The organism is Aeoliella straminimaris (assembly GCF_024054565.1).
Lineage (GTDB): Bacteria > Planctomycetota > Planctomycetia > Pirellulales > Lacipirellulaceae > Aeoliella > Aeoliella straminimaris.
Genome location: NZ_JAMXLR010000006.1, coordinates 1 through 16,176, shown reverse-complemented (window position 1 = coordinate 16,176; position 16,176 = coordinate 1). Strand labels below are relative to the sequence as shown.

At 58.2% G+C, this 16,176-nt stretch carries 12 protein-coding genes; 6 read left to right on the top strand and 6 right to left on the bottom strand.

Going from position 1 to position 16,176, the window contains the following annotated elements; genetic code table 11:
• Positions 1 to 50: 50 nt before the first annotated feature.
• The 6 genes from NG895_RS01420 to NG895_RS01395 all read right to left on the bottom strand — a co-directional run bounded on the left by NG895_RS01420 (position 51) and on the right by NG895_RS01395 (position 8,240).
• Positions 51 to 1,136: a hypothetical protein gene (locus NG895_RS01420; protein WP_252850657.1), complete on the bottom strand. Its 1,086-nt coding sequence runs from the start codon at positions 1,134 to 1,136 to the stop codon at positions 51 to 53.
• A complete protein-coding gene (locus tag NG895_RS01415; protein ID WP_252850656.1) occupies positions 1,129 to 2,949 on the bottom strand; it encodes an HSP90 family protein in 1,821 nt (606 codons plus the stop codon). The genes NG895_RS01420 and NG895_RS01415 overlap by 8 nt, the downstream gene beginning before the upstream one ends.
• Positions 2,873 to 4,534, bottom strand: coding sequence for a hypothetical protein (locus tag NG895_RS01410; RefSeq protein WP_252850655.1), 1,662 nt, complete (start codon positions 4,532 to 4,534; stop codon positions 2,873 to 2,875). The genes NG895_RS01415 and NG895_RS01410 overlap by 77 nt, the downstream gene beginning before the upstream one ends.
• A gap of 429 nt (positions 4,535 to 4,963) precedes the next feature.
• Positions 4,964 to 6,061 carry an alkene reductase gene (locus NG895_RS01405; RefSeq protein ID WP_252850654.1) on the bottom strand — a complete coding sequence of 366 codons (1,098 nt, stop codon included), beginning with the start codon at positions 6,059 to 6,061 and terminating at the stop codon, positions 4,964 to 4,966.
• A 94-nt stretch (positions 6,062 to 6,155) separates the two neighbouring features.
• Positions 6,156 to 6,641 carry a MarR family winged helix-turn-helix transcriptional regulator gene (locus NG895_RS01400; RefSeq protein ID WP_252850653.1) on the bottom strand — a complete coding sequence of 162 codons (486 nt, stop codon included), beginning with the start codon at positions 6,639 to 6,641 and terminating at the stop codon, positions 6,156 to 6,158.
• Between the two features lie 123 nt (positions 6,642 to 6,764).
• Positions 6,765 to 8,240: a hypothetical protein gene (locus tag NG895_RS01395; protein WP_252850652.1), complete on the bottom strand. Its 1,476-nt coding sequence runs from the start codon at positions 8,238 to 8,240 to the stop codon at positions 6,765 to 6,767.
• A 367-nt stretch (positions 8,241 to 8,607) separates the two neighbouring features.
• On the opposite strand from NG895_RS01395, the gene NG895_RS01390 reads away from it, so the two are divergent.
• From NG895_RS01390 to NG895_RS01365, 6 genes are all read left to right on the top strand, one after another.
• Entirely contained in the window at positions 8,608 to 10,812 is a 2,205-nt protein-coding gene (locus NG895_RS01390; RefSeq protein WP_252850651.1) for an autotransporter outer membrane beta-barrel domain-containing protein, read from the top strand.
• 361 nt (positions 10,813 to 11,173) lie between these two features.
• On the top strand, positions 11,174 to 12,091 hold the full coding sequence (locus NG895_RS01385) for a PEP-CTERM sorting domain-containing protein (protein ID WP_252850650.1): 918 nt from the start codon (positions 11,174 to 11,176) through the stop codon (positions 12,089 to 12,091).
• Between the two features lie 410 nt (positions 12,092 to 12,501).
• Positions 12,502 to 13,338, top strand: coding sequence for a hypothetical protein (locus NG895_RS01380; RefSeq protein ID WP_252850649.1), 837 nt, complete (start codon positions 12,502 to 12,504; stop codon positions 13,336 to 13,338).
• A 138-nt stretch (positions 13,339 to 13,476) separates the two neighbouring features.
• Positions 13,477 to 13,977 carry a hypothetical protein gene (locus NG895_RS01375; RefSeq protein ID WP_252850648.1) on the top strand — a complete coding sequence of 167 codons (501 nt, stop codon included), beginning with the start codon at positions 13,477 to 13,479 and terminating at the stop codon, positions 13,975 to 13,977.
• Between the two features lie 186 nt (positions 13,978 to 14,163).
• Entirely contained in the window at positions 14,164 to 14,406 is a 243-nt protein-coding gene (locus NG895_RS01370; RefSeq protein WP_252850647.1) for a hypothetical protein, read from the top strand.
• Between the two features lie 323 nt (positions 14,407 to 14,729).
• Positions 14,730 to 14,888 (top strand): outer membrane protein assembly factor BamE, encoded by a 159-nt coding sequence (locus NG895_RS01365; protein ID WP_252850646.1) that lies wholly within the window; start codon positions 14,730 to 14,732, stop codon positions 14,886 to 14,888.
• The last annotated feature ends 1,288 nt before the right edge of the window (positions 14,889 to 16,176 follow it).

Here is a 16,176-nt window from a genome sequence, read left to right as displayed (position 1 = left end):
TCCCGGTACGCTGATTTCAGTAGTCCTGCTGCGAGTCGCTCGATCTCCCCCTAATACTGCAGCCGTTCGACCAGATTTCGCGTGAAGAAGTCATTCTGGTTGCGGGCGTCGAAACGTGCTCCTAATTCGGCAAGCTGACTGTCGAACCACGCGATCAGCTCGGCCAGGTCGTAGTCGCCCGAGGGGCGGTAGGCAGGGAACGATTTCGGCAGGTCCAGCTTCGCGGTATCCGAGTTCTCAGCCAGCCACGCGAGGGTGCGTCTCGAGGAGACGTAGAACAGATAGCGTGCGCCGAGGTGGAAGGTGTCGATGGCCCACGATAGATGGCGTTCGAGCATCCGTACTGCCGAGGATTGTTTGCCGCGGTGCATCAGAAACGCCATGTGCCAGGCAACGTGTCGCAGGAAAGCCGGATTGTTGCGAATCAAACGATAGCCTTTGCGGTGGTATTCGTCGGCCTCTTCGTATCGGCCAAGCACAGCCAAAGGACGCAGAACATAGCTGTACGTGCGGTGGGGTACTTCGGCGCAGGTGAGCCGTCCCTGGAGGCTCGGGCCGGCTGTTTTGAGGGCTTGCTCGGGCTCGTCGATGAACTCAAAGTATTCGACTTCGCTGTCGGCTTCGCATGCGATGCAGTCCGCCATCGAGTCGCGCCGCACCGCCCGATAGTTCGCAAACGACTCCTCGGCCAATTGACGGTCGCCGATGCGGATGGCGAACACCAGTCGCGTGTAGTGCACCGGACGCATGTTGTACCCGCACTGACCGTAGAGCCTGGCCATTTGGCCCCGCAGCTCTTCCACTTGCTCTCGCGTGAGTTGTGGCAGCTCGTCGGCGTTGTGCAGCACATTTTTGAAATACCACAACAGCGTGCGTTCCTGGTCCCGATAGCGCTGCGGATCCTGCTCGAATTGCGCCAGGCACCAGGCAAAGGCGGGAAGCGATTTCTCGAAATGCCCGGAGAACACTCCAGAGTCGACCAGGTAAATGCGGGTGGCGAACATGACGTCCTGGTCGCGGACGATGTCCGCCAGCCTGACCGCTTCATCCAACAACCGCACCTGCACCTCGCCATGCGGTAGCTGCATGGCTTCGTCCACCAGGTCTTCGATGCGTTCGAGGGTGTCTTCACTCATGGCCGCGATCCGTGGTTACTGCCCAGTCGATGAGTCCCAGTAGCCCTTCGTTGAGCAGCTTGATCTCGCTCTGTTTCAAGGGGAAGTGCCCCAGCAAGAGCGATTGTACGTAAACCATCTCGATGGATCGCTGTTGGCCACGCTCGTCGGCCAGGTGGCAAATGCGATGGATCAGAGGATTGCCATAGTTCAGATACAGTCGGGCGTACGTCGAAGGCACGTCCTGAGCCAACGAGCCGAGCACGTCGGTCCAGACCCCTTCGGTAACGTCCTGGGCCTGTTCGATGGACCGCATGAAGCCGGAGTTTTCATCTGCCACGTACAGGGCCGGCAGTTCCGTGGGGTGAAATTTCGCGATCTCCACGGCGCACTTGAATCGCTGCAACGTGACATCGGCCAGCCGCTCGAACTCGATGGTCTCTTCTCGTTCCTGTTGGGTGAGCTCTTCGAATCGCTCGGAGAGCTGGTCGGCGTCGAACGGTTCCACGCGAATATCCGGGCGGATCGCCCCCAGACGCTGCAGGATTTCAACCTCGTATACATAGCCGGCGTTGACTACTGCCAGCGACTCGGAAGCCGCCACCTGAGCGATCTGCCGGAACTGATCGCGACTGGCAACGTAACGCACCACTGGATGTTGTTGTCGATACTCGCCCAGAGTCATCGTGCCGAGCGATGTTTCGAACGGGAACCAGTCGGCGAACAGTTCCAGGCACTCGTCGTCGTCGATGGCCAGGGCCTTAGCGGCCAAATGATGCACCGCGATCAGTTGCTTGAATCGGTTGGGCTGCGTGCGGGCCATCTCCACCAGATATCGCCGCAGGCAACCACCCAGTTCCTCTTGCGTGTCTTCCAGCACTCGGTCCTTGTAGAACGACTCGCGGGAGGCGGTTGGTCGCAGGCCGCGGGCGTTGAGCACGCACTGCACGAAGAAAGCCCACTCGGGCAGCAAGTCGTGCGCTTCGTTCGATAGCAGCATGTCCTTCAGGTACACCCGATGACGCTGCCGCGCCCCCGCGTGAACTGCCTGCGCCAGGACATAAGCAACGCCAGTGACGCTACCGGCGGTAGACCGGAGGGGGATCACGTCGAGGAAGTCTCGCTCGAAAGTGGTTCGTCCATAGTCGAGCAATTGCTCGCGCTCGTCGGGGTCGACTGGCCACTCGGCCCAGGGAGCATCGCCATTAACCACCTGAGTCTGACCACCGCTATTGAGCACGATGCGGGGCTCGAGGAACTCGCCGAAATTGCGGGCCAGGTTCAAGATGCGCTGGGGCTCGAAGAACTCCTCAAATCCCTCGGCAGGTTGCAGGAACACTTGAGTGCCGCAGGGTATCTCCCGTTTCAGCGGTCGCACGGAGTAGGTGCCATCGGTATTGCCCCGCCATTCCACGGCCGGGTGATCACCTTCCCGTGCCGAACGGGTCAGCACCGAGATTTGATTGGTGACCATAAAGCTGGAAAGCAGCCCGATGCCGAACTGGCCAAGGAAATCGTCGGGCCGCCGCGCCACGTTTCCTCGCTTGGACGACTGCCCGATTGTGGCCAGGAACTGGTGAACCTCCTGCTCGGAGAGTCCAACACCGTCATCCTGAAAAACCAGCGTCGGTGGTCCACTGCGGGACTCAACTACTTCGATCTCGATGGTTCCCACGTGCCCTAGATCAAGTTGCTGGCGAGCGCGAATCGCATCCACGGCGTTCTGAAGCAGTTCGCGAACGAAAACCTCTGGTCCGCTATAAAGGTGCTGCGATAGCAGGTCGATCAGGCCCCGCAAGTCGACCTGAAACCGATTCTGTTGTTGGTCTGACAAAGCTCTCCCCCTCAGCAGCATCCATCATGGGTAAGGAGGTGCATGGCCTCCTGCGGACGAACAAGGTGTAGTCTGAGAATAACGCGGCGCGATGTGTTTGAACATAGCTGCAGCAAGTCGACCAGATGGTTTCGATGCGAACCCTGCAGACGGACACAACAAGTCCGGACAGTACGAACACCAACCAGCTAGCAGGTTCGGGGATGGTTCCCGTCGAAGGTGCTGCGGAGACGGCAGCCGAGTTTCCGAAATTCTCCTTCCAGATGTCGTAGTCCCAATGGTCGACCACTCCATCGGCCACGCCACGTGGCCCCCAGCCATCGGCCGCGGGAAACGACTCACGACTGCCCAGCGAGTTGCGCCAGACAAGGTAGTCGGCCAAGTCGACGGCCGAATCGTCGTTGAAATCACCAGCCAGCCCCACGGAGAGGGTCAACGTGTGCGAGTCGCTGAAGAGTTTCCATGCGAGCGATTCGTCGAGGTATGGCACATCGCCGAGAGTGAGGTCGCCGAAGATACCGCCAGCAGTGGTAAGAAGCTCGAAGCTTTCGCCTAGCTGGAATGTGTGTCGAAAAGGGGCCTTTATTTCGAGTGTGTTGTCTCCTGTGAAGTGGGCTTCTCCTCCGACTTGCAAAGCCCCGTACTGATGGCCAGAGTCGGATTCGGTGAGTTCGGTTGCCAATGTTGAGTGGTTGCTACGGAAATCGCCTTCGACGACTGCTAATCCAGCTCCCAGGTTGAATACACCAGTAGTGGCGTTCGACAAGTTTCCGTGGATTAGCATCTCACCATTGTTGTGCACCACTCCTCCATTCAGCAGGTTTCCGTGAATGTCCAGATCAGCGAGAGCTAGCACACTTCCTCCATTCGCAACGGAACCATAGATGTGACTGACTCCGAAATCAGCGATTAGGTCGCCACCGTTGGATAGAGTCTTGTCGTTTATTGTGTTGAACAGCAGATTCCCTTGGCGAAGGGCGATGGTTCCTGTGTTGTCGAGCAAGCAGTCGTAAACGCTCTGAAATATGATTGAGCCATTGTCCACATCAATCGTACCAGCGTTCTTAAGCCTGGAGGTGGCATCAATCGTGAGTGACGATCCCGCCACAATCGTTCCGTAGTTCCTGAAATCACCGCCAGATAGTCGCAACGTTCCTGTGCCGCTCAGGTGACCCGAAAGGTTGACTTGGCGCAAGGTGATGCTCCCATCATCAAGAAGGACCTTCAGGTGAGGACCGAGGTAGCCCAATGCCGTCGGGGCATTTATAGACGCACCGTCGTGTACATAGAGACTTGCTTGGTTTTTTTGGCCAAGTGTGACATGGCCCCGAACTGCCATCGACGTCGCCTCCCCGGACAGCTCGATGGTCGAAACACCATACTCAAACGGCCAGGATGTTAGCGCTCCGCTAGCAACAAATCCGCCATCAGCTATTCTCACACGACTGAATCCGGAGACAGTGAGGCCATCCGGTGTAATCAGCCTTGACCCAATTCCCGTAATGTCCAGCGCTGAAATATTGTCGCTGGACATGCCCACATGCGTGCCGTAAACCGAGAGCTCCGAACCGGTATCGATGCGCATGTGGCCATCGGATGTTTGTCCGATGTAGAGTTGGGAGTTCTGTCCACTTGAGACGAACTCAACGTCCCCTGCGAAGGAAACTTCGGCGCGGCTGGTTTCGCAGCACGAAAGAAGCACTGCTGTGGCCACGATCCATAGTTCCCACGGTTTGCACGCAGCCCTGTGAAGGGATGGTCGCCGCCTGCCAACGGCGGGTAGTTGTGTGTTGCCAGCACGCGCGAGAGAAGTTGCTCTCATCTGTTCGGTTCCGCTGCAAGAATTGAAAAGGCGACTTGCAGCCTAAACCCATCATTCCCATGACGCCATCAAACTAACTCATTCAGATAGCCAAGTCAACAACTTCACGACCCACGCTCATTCGAGAATGGGTCGTGGTTTTCAGTGAAATGCTCTGATGCGCCACACACCGAAGCAAGTTAGTGCTGCCCTTCAAAAACCAGTGGCCTCGGCCAGTGTCGGATAGTCGACGTACCCGGTGGGGCCTTGGGAGTAGTAGGTGGCTACCACCGGTTCGTTGAGCGGCGCGTCGACGCGGAGGCGCTCGGGCAGGTCTGGGTTGGCGATGAAGGGCTGGCCGAAGGCGATGGCGTCGGCCTGGCCGCTGGCAATGGCTTCGGCGGCCGACTCCTTGTCATAGCCACCATTGGTTACCAGTACGCCCTGGTACGCCTGGCGGATATGCGGTGTCACTCGCTCGGCATCGGCGTTGTACAACCTGCCGGGCTGGATGGCCTCGGCCGTGTGGACGTAGGCCAGGTCGAAGCCGTTGAGCATCTCCGCCGCTGCGGTGTACAACGCCACGGGGTTGCTGTCATGCATGCCTTGTCCGTTCATCGTGGGGCTCAGTCGCAAGCCAGTACGTACTGGCGACCAAGCGTCGGCAACGGCCGTGACCACTTCGCGCAGGAACCGGAGACGGTTCTCCACCGAGCCACCGTACTCGTCGTCGCGCTGGTTGGCGGCGTCGCGGAGGAACTGGTCGATCAGGTAGCCGTTAGCGCCGTGAATCTCGACGCCGTCGAATCCCGCCTGACGAGCACGCACCGTCGCGGCAGCGTAGTCGGCCACGATGGAGGCAATCTCGTCGGTTGTCAGCGCGTGCGGCACGACGTAAGGCTTCTTGCCAGTGGGCGTGTGGGCTTCGCCAGTGGCCGCAATGGCGCTGGGGCCGACGGGCGGTTTTCCATCCTGAAAGTCGGGGTGCGATACACGACCCATATGCCAGAGCTGCACGAAGATGCGTCCGCCCGCCTCGTGCACGGCGTCGGTCACGCGTTTCCAGCCCGCCACTTGTTCGTCGTTGTAGATGGCCGGAGCCTGGTGCCAGCCGTAACCCTGCGGACTGATGGCCGTGGCCTCGGAGATGATCAGGCCGGCGCTTGCCCGCTGCTGATAGTATTCCACCATCAACTCGTTAGGCACGCGGCCGGGGGCTCGACCGCGGGTCAGCGGCGCCATCAGCACGCGGTTCGGCAGTTCGATGTCGCCGGTTTGCAGGGGGCGAAACAGGAATTCGTTGGCATTCATGAGGGGGGCTCCGTTGCATTGAGACTTGGGCTAGAGGTAAATTGTTTAGCAATAAACTATCGTACGAAAAAAACACGCGCCTGGTTCGTCCCGTTCATTCCAGCTCGGCTTTCGCTGGGTGAACGCTCCGCGCCTTCTCCATCAGTTCCGCCAACTGCCTACACTCCTTGGCCGTCAGGCCTCGGCACAGTTCGGCGTGCAGCTCCGCCACGGGTTTATCCATCTTTTTCAGCAACTTGCCCCCTTCGGGCCGGAGCGACACGTACCACACTCGCCGGTCCTTGCTGCAACGTTTCCGCTCGACCAATTCGCGCTTCTCCAGCTTGTCGATCAAGCTGGTGATGGCCGGCACCATGGTGATTAATCGGCTGGCGATCTCCAGGCAGGGTAGCGGTTTGCCTTCGCCGCGGAGGATTCGCAGCACGTTGTACTGAGGTTGTGTCAGTCCGTATTCACGAAACAGTTGAGCGAACCGGTACTGAAACAGGTCGTTAGTGCGTAACAAACCGACCACGGCCGCCTGTTGCACCGAGTCGAATATTTTCTTCTTCTTGAGTTCCTGTTCGAGTTTTTGCGCCATGGCATCCCGCCTTTCTGCCAACGCGGTTACGTGTCGGCTGGTTTGTCGATCACTATTTATTTTAGCAATAAACTATCTGGCGGTCAAGCAGTGGAGGCGGCGCCCATTCCGAGCCTCCTCGGCTCAATCTTCCGGCTCAATCCGCATCACCCGATTGCCGGCACCTCGGTCGTCCACGGGCCCCACCGACTCGATCGTGCAATCGCGGACCCGCTCGCTCAAGAGCAGCCTGGCCGAGGTGTAGTTCTTGACCGTCGAGTTTGCGAGCCCCTTGTTACCGCCGCAATGCAGTTGGTTCGCCTCCGCCGGCAGGGGGCGCGTGGTGCCGTCGTGCAGGATGAAGGTACATCGCTCGCCGCAGATGGTGCCGAGCGACGAACGCGGCGTTGGCTTCACTCCTTCGGCGGGACTGAGAATCGTCACTTCGTAGAAGGCGTCCTTGGGCGTTGCCCCGCGAGTGAGGTTGAACACCGGGTTGTAAGCCACGTCGGCCCGGCAGTTTCGCAGCTCGACCTTGCCCTGGTCGCCCGCGCTGACGTCGAAACTGAAGTCGCCCGCTTCGAGCACCGTGACGTTCTTCAGGGTCACGTCGCTCTCACACAGTATCTGGACGCACCCGCGAAATCGTTCGATGGTGGTGTCCGTCACGGTGATGTTCTTATCGCCACCATAAGTACGAATGCCATCCTCGGTCAGCGGGATCATCTCGTCATGGGGGATGGGCCGCTTGCCGCGGTACATGACTTGGAAATCGTACTCCACTGCCCTGCCGACTTGCTCGGCGAAGATGTCGTTGGTTGGGCGCAGCGTGCCACTGAGCAAGCAGTTCTCGATCACAACTCCATCGGCGGCATGGAAATGAATGCAGTGGCCAAACGATTGCATGTAGACCTGGCAGCCGCTGAGCCGGGTGTGCTGTGCTCCGACGATCGACAGGAATCCATGCTTGTTCAAGCGGCCGAAGTTGGGACCTCCCTTGCCATAGAAGTCCGAATAGCCATAGGGAACCGAGCCCTGAATGACGAAGGTGCAGTCGACAAACGAGTTGCCACTCCCCAGCACCTCAAACTCGTTCTCTGCCACACTGTAATCGGGGTACGGGCGATCGATCACGTTGCGGAAGTAGCCACCTTCGAAGGTGTTGTTGTCACCAAACAAATGCCAGCAGTCGGACACGTGCGCGGCGCGCGACAGCTTGCTTTGCACTGAGACCGGTGTCTCGATCACCACGCCCCGCAGGTCGAAGTGATTGTTGGAGCCGGTCGCCGCGAAGATGTGCTGGTCGCTTCCCACGGGCGGGTCGACGGATTCGGCGCGGTAGATGCCCGGCTTCAGTCGCACCTTCTGTCCGCTCGCTTTGATGGCCGCGCGAAACTCGTCGAGCGACTCGATGAGCGTAAAGTCATCACGGACTTCGAACGGCTCTTGCGGGTCCGGCAACACCGGTGGCTCGCGCGAGACCGTTTGCATGGGCGGATTTTTCGCCCGCTGCAGACCAACGTTGATCGAGTTCTGTGCGAAGGTGCTTGAAACCAACGTGCAAAACGCGGCCGACAACAGCAGGATGATTGGATTGAGTTGAGGCATTTGACGATTCATTGAGTTGCCACCTGGACAGACGACCCCCTGCAGTACTGATCATAGTTGGCGGACCTATGGTTGGCCATCAACCCGATACTGGGTCTTCGTATCTCGTGCAACCTGCGACGCAAGGGAAGTGGCGGGTTTGCGCTGTGGTGAGCAAACCTGCGTCGCTCCTGCGCATCGATCGCCAACGGGCGTTCACCGGATTGTCAATGAATCAATCGGGCGGTTGGTTGTGCACCTTTGTTGCATCGTTTCTGCGCACAAACCTTGTTCATGGCTTCCAGCATTTGAAGTGGATGACTACAACGACGACTATCGAGGGAACTATCTAGGGAACTATCTAGGGCCATGGAGCATCCAAGCTCGATCTCGGCCAACTGTGTCGGTACGCATTCACACCAAAACAGGGGAGGCGGAACTAGTGGAGATCAACAATTTCTCGGAAGGCGGGCGCACTCAGACGGCAACGGTTAAGTGGTCCATTGCGTTTGTACTGACGTGCGTTGGCAGCGCTATGGTTGCCAGCAGCGCCAGCGCGGAAATCAAGACACTGATCAATGGCGGCGCGAACGTCCCCTGGACCGACGGGGCCAGTTGGAGCCCAGCGGGCGCTCCGGGGCTGGCCGATGTGGCCCGACTCGGAGTGTTACCGGCCACGCACAATAGCAACGTGTTGGTTGAGAACAACCAGGCCGTCGGAGCACTCGAAGTCCTCAACGGTGCCAGTTTGTACGTCAACCAACCCGGCGCACTCGCAATTGGGGGCAATGCCACTGTTTCGGGCGAGGGTAGCCGATTGCTGGTGCAGAGGCTGGCCGGCTTCGGCATGTCTGCCAACAACATTCTCGTCAGCGACGGGGCGCACTTCGACATCGCGAACGGTGCCGAAGTGATTGTCTACGATACGCTCAACATCCATGCCCAGTCGCGAATGCGGGCCCGCGGAGTGGTCGAGTGCCTGGATAACTCTGGGGTGGCGCTAATCAACGACGGGCTGATCGCTACCTCGCCAGGCTTCGGAGGGCTGGTGCTGAATCAAGGGGGCGACGCACCGATGGATCTGGATGGAAACACGGGCTACGGAGTACTGCAGGTCGACGGAGGCAACAGCATTTTCGGGCAGGACCAACTAACCGTTAACGGCACCCACCTGCGCGACAACTTCAGCGGCACCATCGAAATGGCAACCGCGTCGATCCTGACGATGAACCTCAGCAATGGCTGGACCGCAGACGCCAATAGCGTGATCAATATTACGAGCCGAACGGAAAACTCCGATGGAATCGCCACCATCGAGGGCAGCCACGCTAGTCTGGGTGGCGCCGTCAATCTGGTCAACGGCTTCAGCGGACTGGGCGACCCGGTACACTTCGAGTCCGAAGCCACAATTCTCGATACGGCCGTGTTCAACCTCGACCCGGACAACGACCTGCTCTTTCAATCGGCAGTCGCGGTCCAAGGTGGAACGTTCAACACGCACAGCAACTTGAGCGTCGATGGCGCGGTCCGTTTCAATGGCGAGACCACTTGGACCGGCGCTACGCAAATCAACGGTATCGCTCTGCAGAATGGCGACGCCACGGTCAACGGTATTACCAGCATCACCGCGGGCGTGTTCGACATGGATGGAGGGGGCGGCACGACGTGGGACATCAATCACTTCTTCACCGTCACGGCCGAGAGCCTCGACTCGACGCTTAGCAACACGTTCGACGGCGTACTGCAACTCGACAGTCCCTTCAGCAATCTAAACGTCCAACTGACGGGCAGTTTTGACAAGTGGACCATGAACGGCGAAATGGACCTGGCGGCCGGCCTCGGCCCGCTAGGTGCCGAACGCCTGGACGGCGCCCCGGTGCGGATTACAGGCGAACTCAACAGTACTGGCCGGGTCCGCATCGCCGCCAACGCCGAGTTCGCTCCCAGCGCCGAACTGAACTTTGCCAATTCCGACACCGCATTGATGATGCAAGCCGAGACGCTCGTCGAAGCGGGAACTTCGTTCGATGGAGCGGGCGCGCTCCACAATCTTGCCACCGGTTACATGCGACTGGCCGACGGCGTCAACATGGGGAACATCAATCTGGTGAATAGCGGCCTGTTGGAAATTGGCAACTCACCGGGCACCATCAGCGTGCCCGAGTTCACTAACACGGCCGAGGGCAACTGGCTGGTGGAGATTGGCGGCCATGTTGCCGGCAGCGAGTACGATTTACTGCTGGCCGGTGACGCCAATCTGGACGGATTGATCGACGTGAGTCTGATCGACGCCGGCGATGGCCTGTTCTTGCCCGAGATTGGCGATGCCTTCACGGTGCTCACTTCACTGGAAGAGATCCTGGGCGAATTCCAGCACGATCCGGTCTCGTTTGCCAATGGTCAAGCATTCCATTGGCAGGTGCTGTACGACCCGCACAGCGTGACGCTGCAACTGGTCGACATCACGACGGAAGTGCCCGAGCCTTCGTCCATAGCGTTTGCTCTGCTCGGACTAGTTGGGCTGGCGCTGGTTCGAAGCTCTCGCCTCCGGCAACGGGGTGGACGGCGCGCGGTTAAATTCGACGGCAAGCAGCAGGCATCGTAGCGGTAGCGGCCATTGTGCGGTCGCCATCGCACCGACGCGCGATAGGTGCGGCATCACGCAGCGTGGTGCCTGCCTATCGACCGAGCAAGTACGCGAAAGAATCGCAAATTGTCGAGATGCCGCATTATTTTCTTGACAATTTGTCCGTTCTGGGCAGGATCGGGATAGTGACAGGCTTTATCCGTTTTGTTGGGGGCATTTCTTTCCGGTCCGCGCGGATGCGACCCAACGCCTGGCGCAACGCTCATCGAGTATGACCCTAGTCAACAAGGTTTTCCGGTCGCTTGAGCGTCACGCCATGTACCGTTAAGTCGCGCCATCGCGCCGATCATTCGCCAAGAGGAAGTTGAGGTATTCGCTAATGTTGTCAGCATCGAGATCTTTCTCCGTAGCGCTAGTAGCGCTACTCACCACCGTTCCGGGAGTTGCCTCTGCGGAACTGTTTCGTGACCAGATGAACAATGGCGCAGCGTGGGGCGTGAACGCCAGCGGCAGCGACTCGGCTGCCACGTTCAACTACGACTACAGCGCCGATGGCATTCCGGAGGCCCCGAATTCGGTCGGTGGCGATGACGCCACCCGCGGCGTCAAGTTGGAAGCCAACATTGAATCAGGTTCGGGCCAATTCTTCACGCTCTATCCGACAGGCCAGAGCTTCTCCGGCGACTACCAACTGCGGTTTGATGCCTGGATGAATTGGGGAACCGGCGGCACCACGGAATTCCTCGGCGGGGGCATCGGCTACAACGACACCGATGCTGACCTGACGAGCGGTGCCCAAGCGATCACTACCGGAGACGGCGGGTCCGCCAACGACTGGCGGGCTTTGAAGAGTGGCTTTTTTGTTGCTGCGGAAGATATGACCGCCGGCACCCGCCAGGGCTCCGAACCCTACTACGCCGACTTCCTGCCTTCGGTCAACGGAAGCGTTGCTGGCTCACCCGGTTTTCAGTGGGTGACCTGGGAGTTTGACGTCGATGGCAGCATTGTGGACGTCAGGATCGAGAAGCCCAATGGCGACCGCCTGCTGATTGCCACTTTGGACGGAAGTGACATGTCCGACGGTTCCAGCGGTTTCTCGACCTCGGGCAACCTGTCGCTCTTCTACGCCGATTTCTTCACCTCGGTTGCCGAACCTGCCGGATCGACATTCGGCCTGATCGACAACGTGGTGGTAAGGGTGCCAGAACCCAGTACGCTGGCCCTCTGTGCGATTGGCGCGATGGGACTGGTCGTGGCAGGTCGCCGACGCCAGCGTGCGGCCGGCACCAAACGCTAGTCGCCCCACTGGTAGTTCGCACGTGCCAGTCTCCTGGTCCGTCGCACGACTAAAGTAAATCCGAACAGCCTTCGGCGCATCGCGCCGAAGGCTGTTTTACTTTGCCGGCATCCCATGGGGCACCCCTCGGCCAGTTGGGGCGGGTGCGTTGTTTCGCTGTCAGTTGCATCGGCAATATGTTTCTCTGGATTTCAAGATGGGTTGCTCGTAGAATCGAGGACTCACGGTGCAGGGTTGGCTTTGAAATTCGATCGCGGCGCGATTTACTTCTCTCTCAAGTTCCTCCAATGCTGATGTGCGTTGCTGTGCTTCCGTGTAGTGGTGCAGCGATACTGTATTACGAAGTTCGAATGAATTGCGGATAGGGTCTGTGCAGTAGTGTTGGTGAATGCCCCCCGGTGGACAGAAAAATGATTTCTAAATCCCTTCAACGATGTCTTCTCTGCAGCCTGGTGCTGACAATCTTCTCCAACATTGCCACCGCAGCGCCGACCTTTGGCGCCAAGGCGAGTGGGTCTGACCTGGAGCCGGTCAGTGTGTTTCTCGAAGATGGTGGCCCGGGGAGTCTCTCGGCAGCGGTGAGCTTCAGCACATTTCGTGTGGACGCTAGTTTCGACCCGCTCTCCACGTACTTGCCGGTCCTGCGGGCGGAATCCGAAGGAGTGGACGCCACCTTCGATGATGATCGAACCAATACGCGAGCAGAAGCCTACCAGGTCTTTACCAGCAGTGTTGCGCAAACCATTCGGATCGATGTCGCCCTTGATAGCGTGGTGACCAATGGCCCCAGCGGGACGTCGGGCGTGTTGGCGAACGTTTACGTGATTGGGGGCAGTGGCTTTGGTGTTTCCGACACGTTCTGCAGTCCCGGCCAGTATACTTTTGATGGCACCTATTTGTGCGGTAACCGCATCGCTCAGTCAGAGAGCGGACTGAACTTCTCCAACTTGTACAACGGCGGAGATGCCCCGAGTCTGACCGATTATCTGGAGTTTGATGTCACCGCCGGCGAATCATTTGGCATCTACGCAAACCTGGCGGCAGGTTCGTACCAGGGCACAGCCGATGCTTTCAACACCTTGTCCATATCGTTTGACGACGACACGTTCATTTCGGTCGTCCCGGAGCCGGCCGCCGCCGGCCTGTGCGGAGTTGGGCTACTAATCCTCGTTAGCGTCTCCACCGGCTCGTCGTGGAGGCGTCGTATTTCCGACTTCAGTGGCAAATCCGACCTGGGTACGCGGTGACCGATAGCAATTGCAGGGTCGCTTCAAGCCGCCATCACGCTGCCGAGCAAGTTGCTTTCGCCGCAGCCTCGTGGAGCTGGAGGACTCACTTGCATAGAGTTACTGTCGACCAGGATCTGGACGTAGAATTGCCTCGCAATGGCCAAGCGATTTCACTTCTCACTCAAGACCCTTCTAGTGCTGATGGGTGTTGCTGCCCTTCTGTGTTGCGGTGCAGCCATGCTGTATCACGAATTTCGACAGAGCTGGGGCTATGGTCCGTACAGCAGTTTTGACGAATGGCCTCGGTCACTCGTTGATTTGATTGATAGTGACGCAGCATTGGTCGACGATGTAGAGCCACTCGGGCTGGGGAGCTTTGTCGACCACGCATCCATCTGGCGAATCAAGCCGGGCTCCCCGCTACGCCAACGGTTGTTTGCGGGACACCAGTTGGTAGCAACCACTTCGAATCATCCCATGGTACCCGACCTCCTCAAAGCGGCCCCCGGCAAATGGATCTCTGGCGATCGCGCCGACTACAACTGGTATGCGACGCCCGGTTATGGCAGTCAGCACATTGAGGGCGTCGATCTATTCTTAGTTGCCGAATACCCGGAGACAGGTGAGATGATTGTCTTGCACGAGTGGTTGTTTTAGCGGGTAACTTGGACAGTCGACCGAAGTTGACCCAGCCGCATGGAAGGCGCACCTCGACCGATTGTCGGTAGTATCCGCTTGGTGCTCGAACCAGGATTGGGGACAATAAACGGCCTCTGCCCGCGAATCACTCCAAGCCCCTCATCAAAGTTTTCCTGTTCCTCGAATGCATTTGGAGCACCTGTAATGGCCTTCGAGCAATCGAAACGAAGCCTGGATTACCGTTTCCATCTGCTTGCGTTAGTCATCGTGACGATTGGCGTTACCATCGGCCTGTTGGCCTGCCTGTACGTGTGGGCGACTCGTGGGCAGATCGAGTTCACCACGCTGAACGGATGTTTGTTTGCGGTGGTGGCGGCGTTCCCGGTGTGGCGAAAGTTTCGAAGGATGGGGCGGGCGGAGCAGCCCTCTTCCCAGCGTAGCGGCTGACGCCGCAACACTGGGTTGATAGCAAAATCCCTTCGGGATAGGGGGGATTAACTTCGCTGCGTCTTCCTAGAGTTCGATCAACTGGTTCGCTACACTTGCTACCAGCACTGAATTGGCGTCAATTCAGAAGCGTCGATGGTATCACGACCTCCGGTTCAGCAATGGTAGCAACAAAGGAAGAACTATTACCAAGGTTCAGCTTCGGAATTCGTGCGTTGCTTTGGACAACGGCAATCATTTGTATCCTGCTAGCCTGTTTTCACCTCGCGGCCGCTCGTCTTCGAGAAGTGCAACCTTCGGCCAAACGTCGGATACAAATCGGAATGTCCCAGGGCGAAGTGCTCGACATTCTTGGCACTCCGACTGGCACGCAGACTAGTGAACTCTGTTTCGATTACGATCGACCCGAAGCACCCGGTTGGTACGCCGTGTACTTCGACGAGAACGGATTGGTGGTTTCGATCGATGACGAGTCGATGTGAGGGGCTGTATTTCCACCGTGGGTAGTTTGTGGGGTGGGTGGTTCCGACGGCGACGATTGCGAGAACTGGCTGACGAATGTTGTCGCCGCCGAGTTTACCCGTTCTCCATGCGAGGATCGTTTTGGGCCAACTGTTTTGGGCCAATTCTGGGGTTCTACGATCACTGGCCCAAAACTCGAGCGGTTTTGGTCACCCCCAAGTGGTGAAACCCCTAGTTTTCCCGGCCAAACCATGTGGGGGAGGGGACAAAACCCTACGCGTTGTTCCCCGCATGTTTGGCGAATTGGCCCAAAACTCGAAGTTGTACCAAAACTCTTTGGCCAGCCCGCGATGGGCAAGCCAGTGGAGAACACCCGCGCACCACCGACCGCGCATGCAATCTAAGTTGTCAAAGAGCAGTGTGAGCCTATCGCCACACCCTCATTAGACCAAATCGCCGCGCGGTATCTACGGCGATTTTCTTACAACCCAGTAGGTCGGTCGTCCCGACCGACACTAACAAAATCCGCTTCTCCGCGCGAGTGGTCTCTCGCCAGAGCCGGGCGGCCGGAGCAGATTCAGCCATGTGGTGCGCTCGCCACGGCCGTTTGTCCGTGGGCGGAGCACAAGAGGCTGGGGGGGCGTCCGCTCGATTCGATAAATTCAGGTGCGTCGGACGATGTGGCCGAAGCACCTTGTCATGCAGTCGTTCAGTAAATGCATGAACCTCTGCGATTTACTGTGCCAAGGCGGCATTTTGGGCATTCGGCGTTTTCGTCAAACCACTGCTTCAGCGTGTCATGTCCATGACATTGCGGACACGGAACAGGCTCGAACTTCAGCCTCGACACGCCATCTTGTTCTTGAAGGATTGTGACCTCCGAATCCTTTTGTAGTACCGTAATGGAGACGCCGGTTGGCACATCATTCTCGCCATCGAATGCAAATAACTGGAGTTGCTCACCTTCTTTAGTGCCCCATTCGGAATGCCCTCCGCCAAGTGTGAAGTGAGTAGCACAGTCACTGCACACGACATGTTGGCCAGCAGAATGATGCGACCATCCGGAGCAGAATACAAAGTCGCAAGAATCGCATCGGTACGTGATACCAAACATTCTGCTCTCGTGTCGGCGAACTTGCTAATGGATTGGAGAATCCCGACTGTATATCCAGGGAAGTAAGACTAAGAACCGGACAGAGAACCCAAGCGAGTTTGGCACGCCATTTGCGCCTTATAGATAGCAACTTTACAGACCAGGAGGTTGCTATGTCCGATGCACGAATGCCACAGGAGTATTACGAAATCGTT

What these genes read in the sequence shown, in the direction of transcription:
- NG895_RS01420 (WP_252850657.1), bottom strand. Translation starts at nt 1,136, where the DNA reads ATGAGTGAAGACACCCTCGAACGCATCGAAGACCTGGTGGACGAAGCC.
- NG895_RS01410 (WP_252850655.1), bottom strand. Translation starts at nt 4,534, where the DNA reads ATGCGCATCGATACCGGTTCGGAGCTCTCGGTTTACGGCACGCATGTG.
- NG895_RS01405 (WP_252850654.1), bottom strand. Translation starts at nt 6,061, where the DNA reads ATGAATGCCAACGAATTCCTGTTTCGCCCCCTGCAAACCGGCGACATC.
- NG895_RS01400 (WP_252850653.1), bottom strand. Translation starts at nt 6,641, where the DNA reads ATGGCGCAAAAACTCGAACAGGAACTCAAGAAGAAGAAAATATTCGAC.
- NG895_RS01395 (WP_252850652.1), bottom strand. Translation starts at nt 8,240, where the DNA reads ATGAATCGTCAAATGCCTCAACTCAATCCAATCATCCTGCTGTTGTCG.
- NG895_RS01385 (WP_252850650.1), top strand. Translation starts at nt 11,174, where the DNA reads ATGTTGTCAGCATCGAGATCTTTCTCCGTAGCGCTAGTAGCGCTACTC.
- NG895_RS01380 (WP_252850649.1), top strand. Translation starts at nt 12,502, where the DNA reads ATGATTTCTAAATCCCTTCAACGATGTCTTCTCTGCAGCCTGGTGCTG.
- NG895_RS01375 (WP_252850648.1), top strand. Translation starts at nt 13,477, where the DNA reads ATGGCCAAGCGATTTCACTTCTCACTCAAGACCCTTCTAGTGCTGATG.
- NG895_RS01370 (WP_252850647.1), top strand. Translation starts at nt 14,164, where the DNA reads ATGGCCTTCGAGCAATCGAAACGAAGCCTGGATTACCGTTTCCATCTG.
- NG895_RS01365 (WP_252850646.1), top strand. Translation starts at nt 14,730, where the DNA reads ATGTCCCAGGGCGAAGTGCTCGACATTCTTGGCACTCCGACTGGCACG.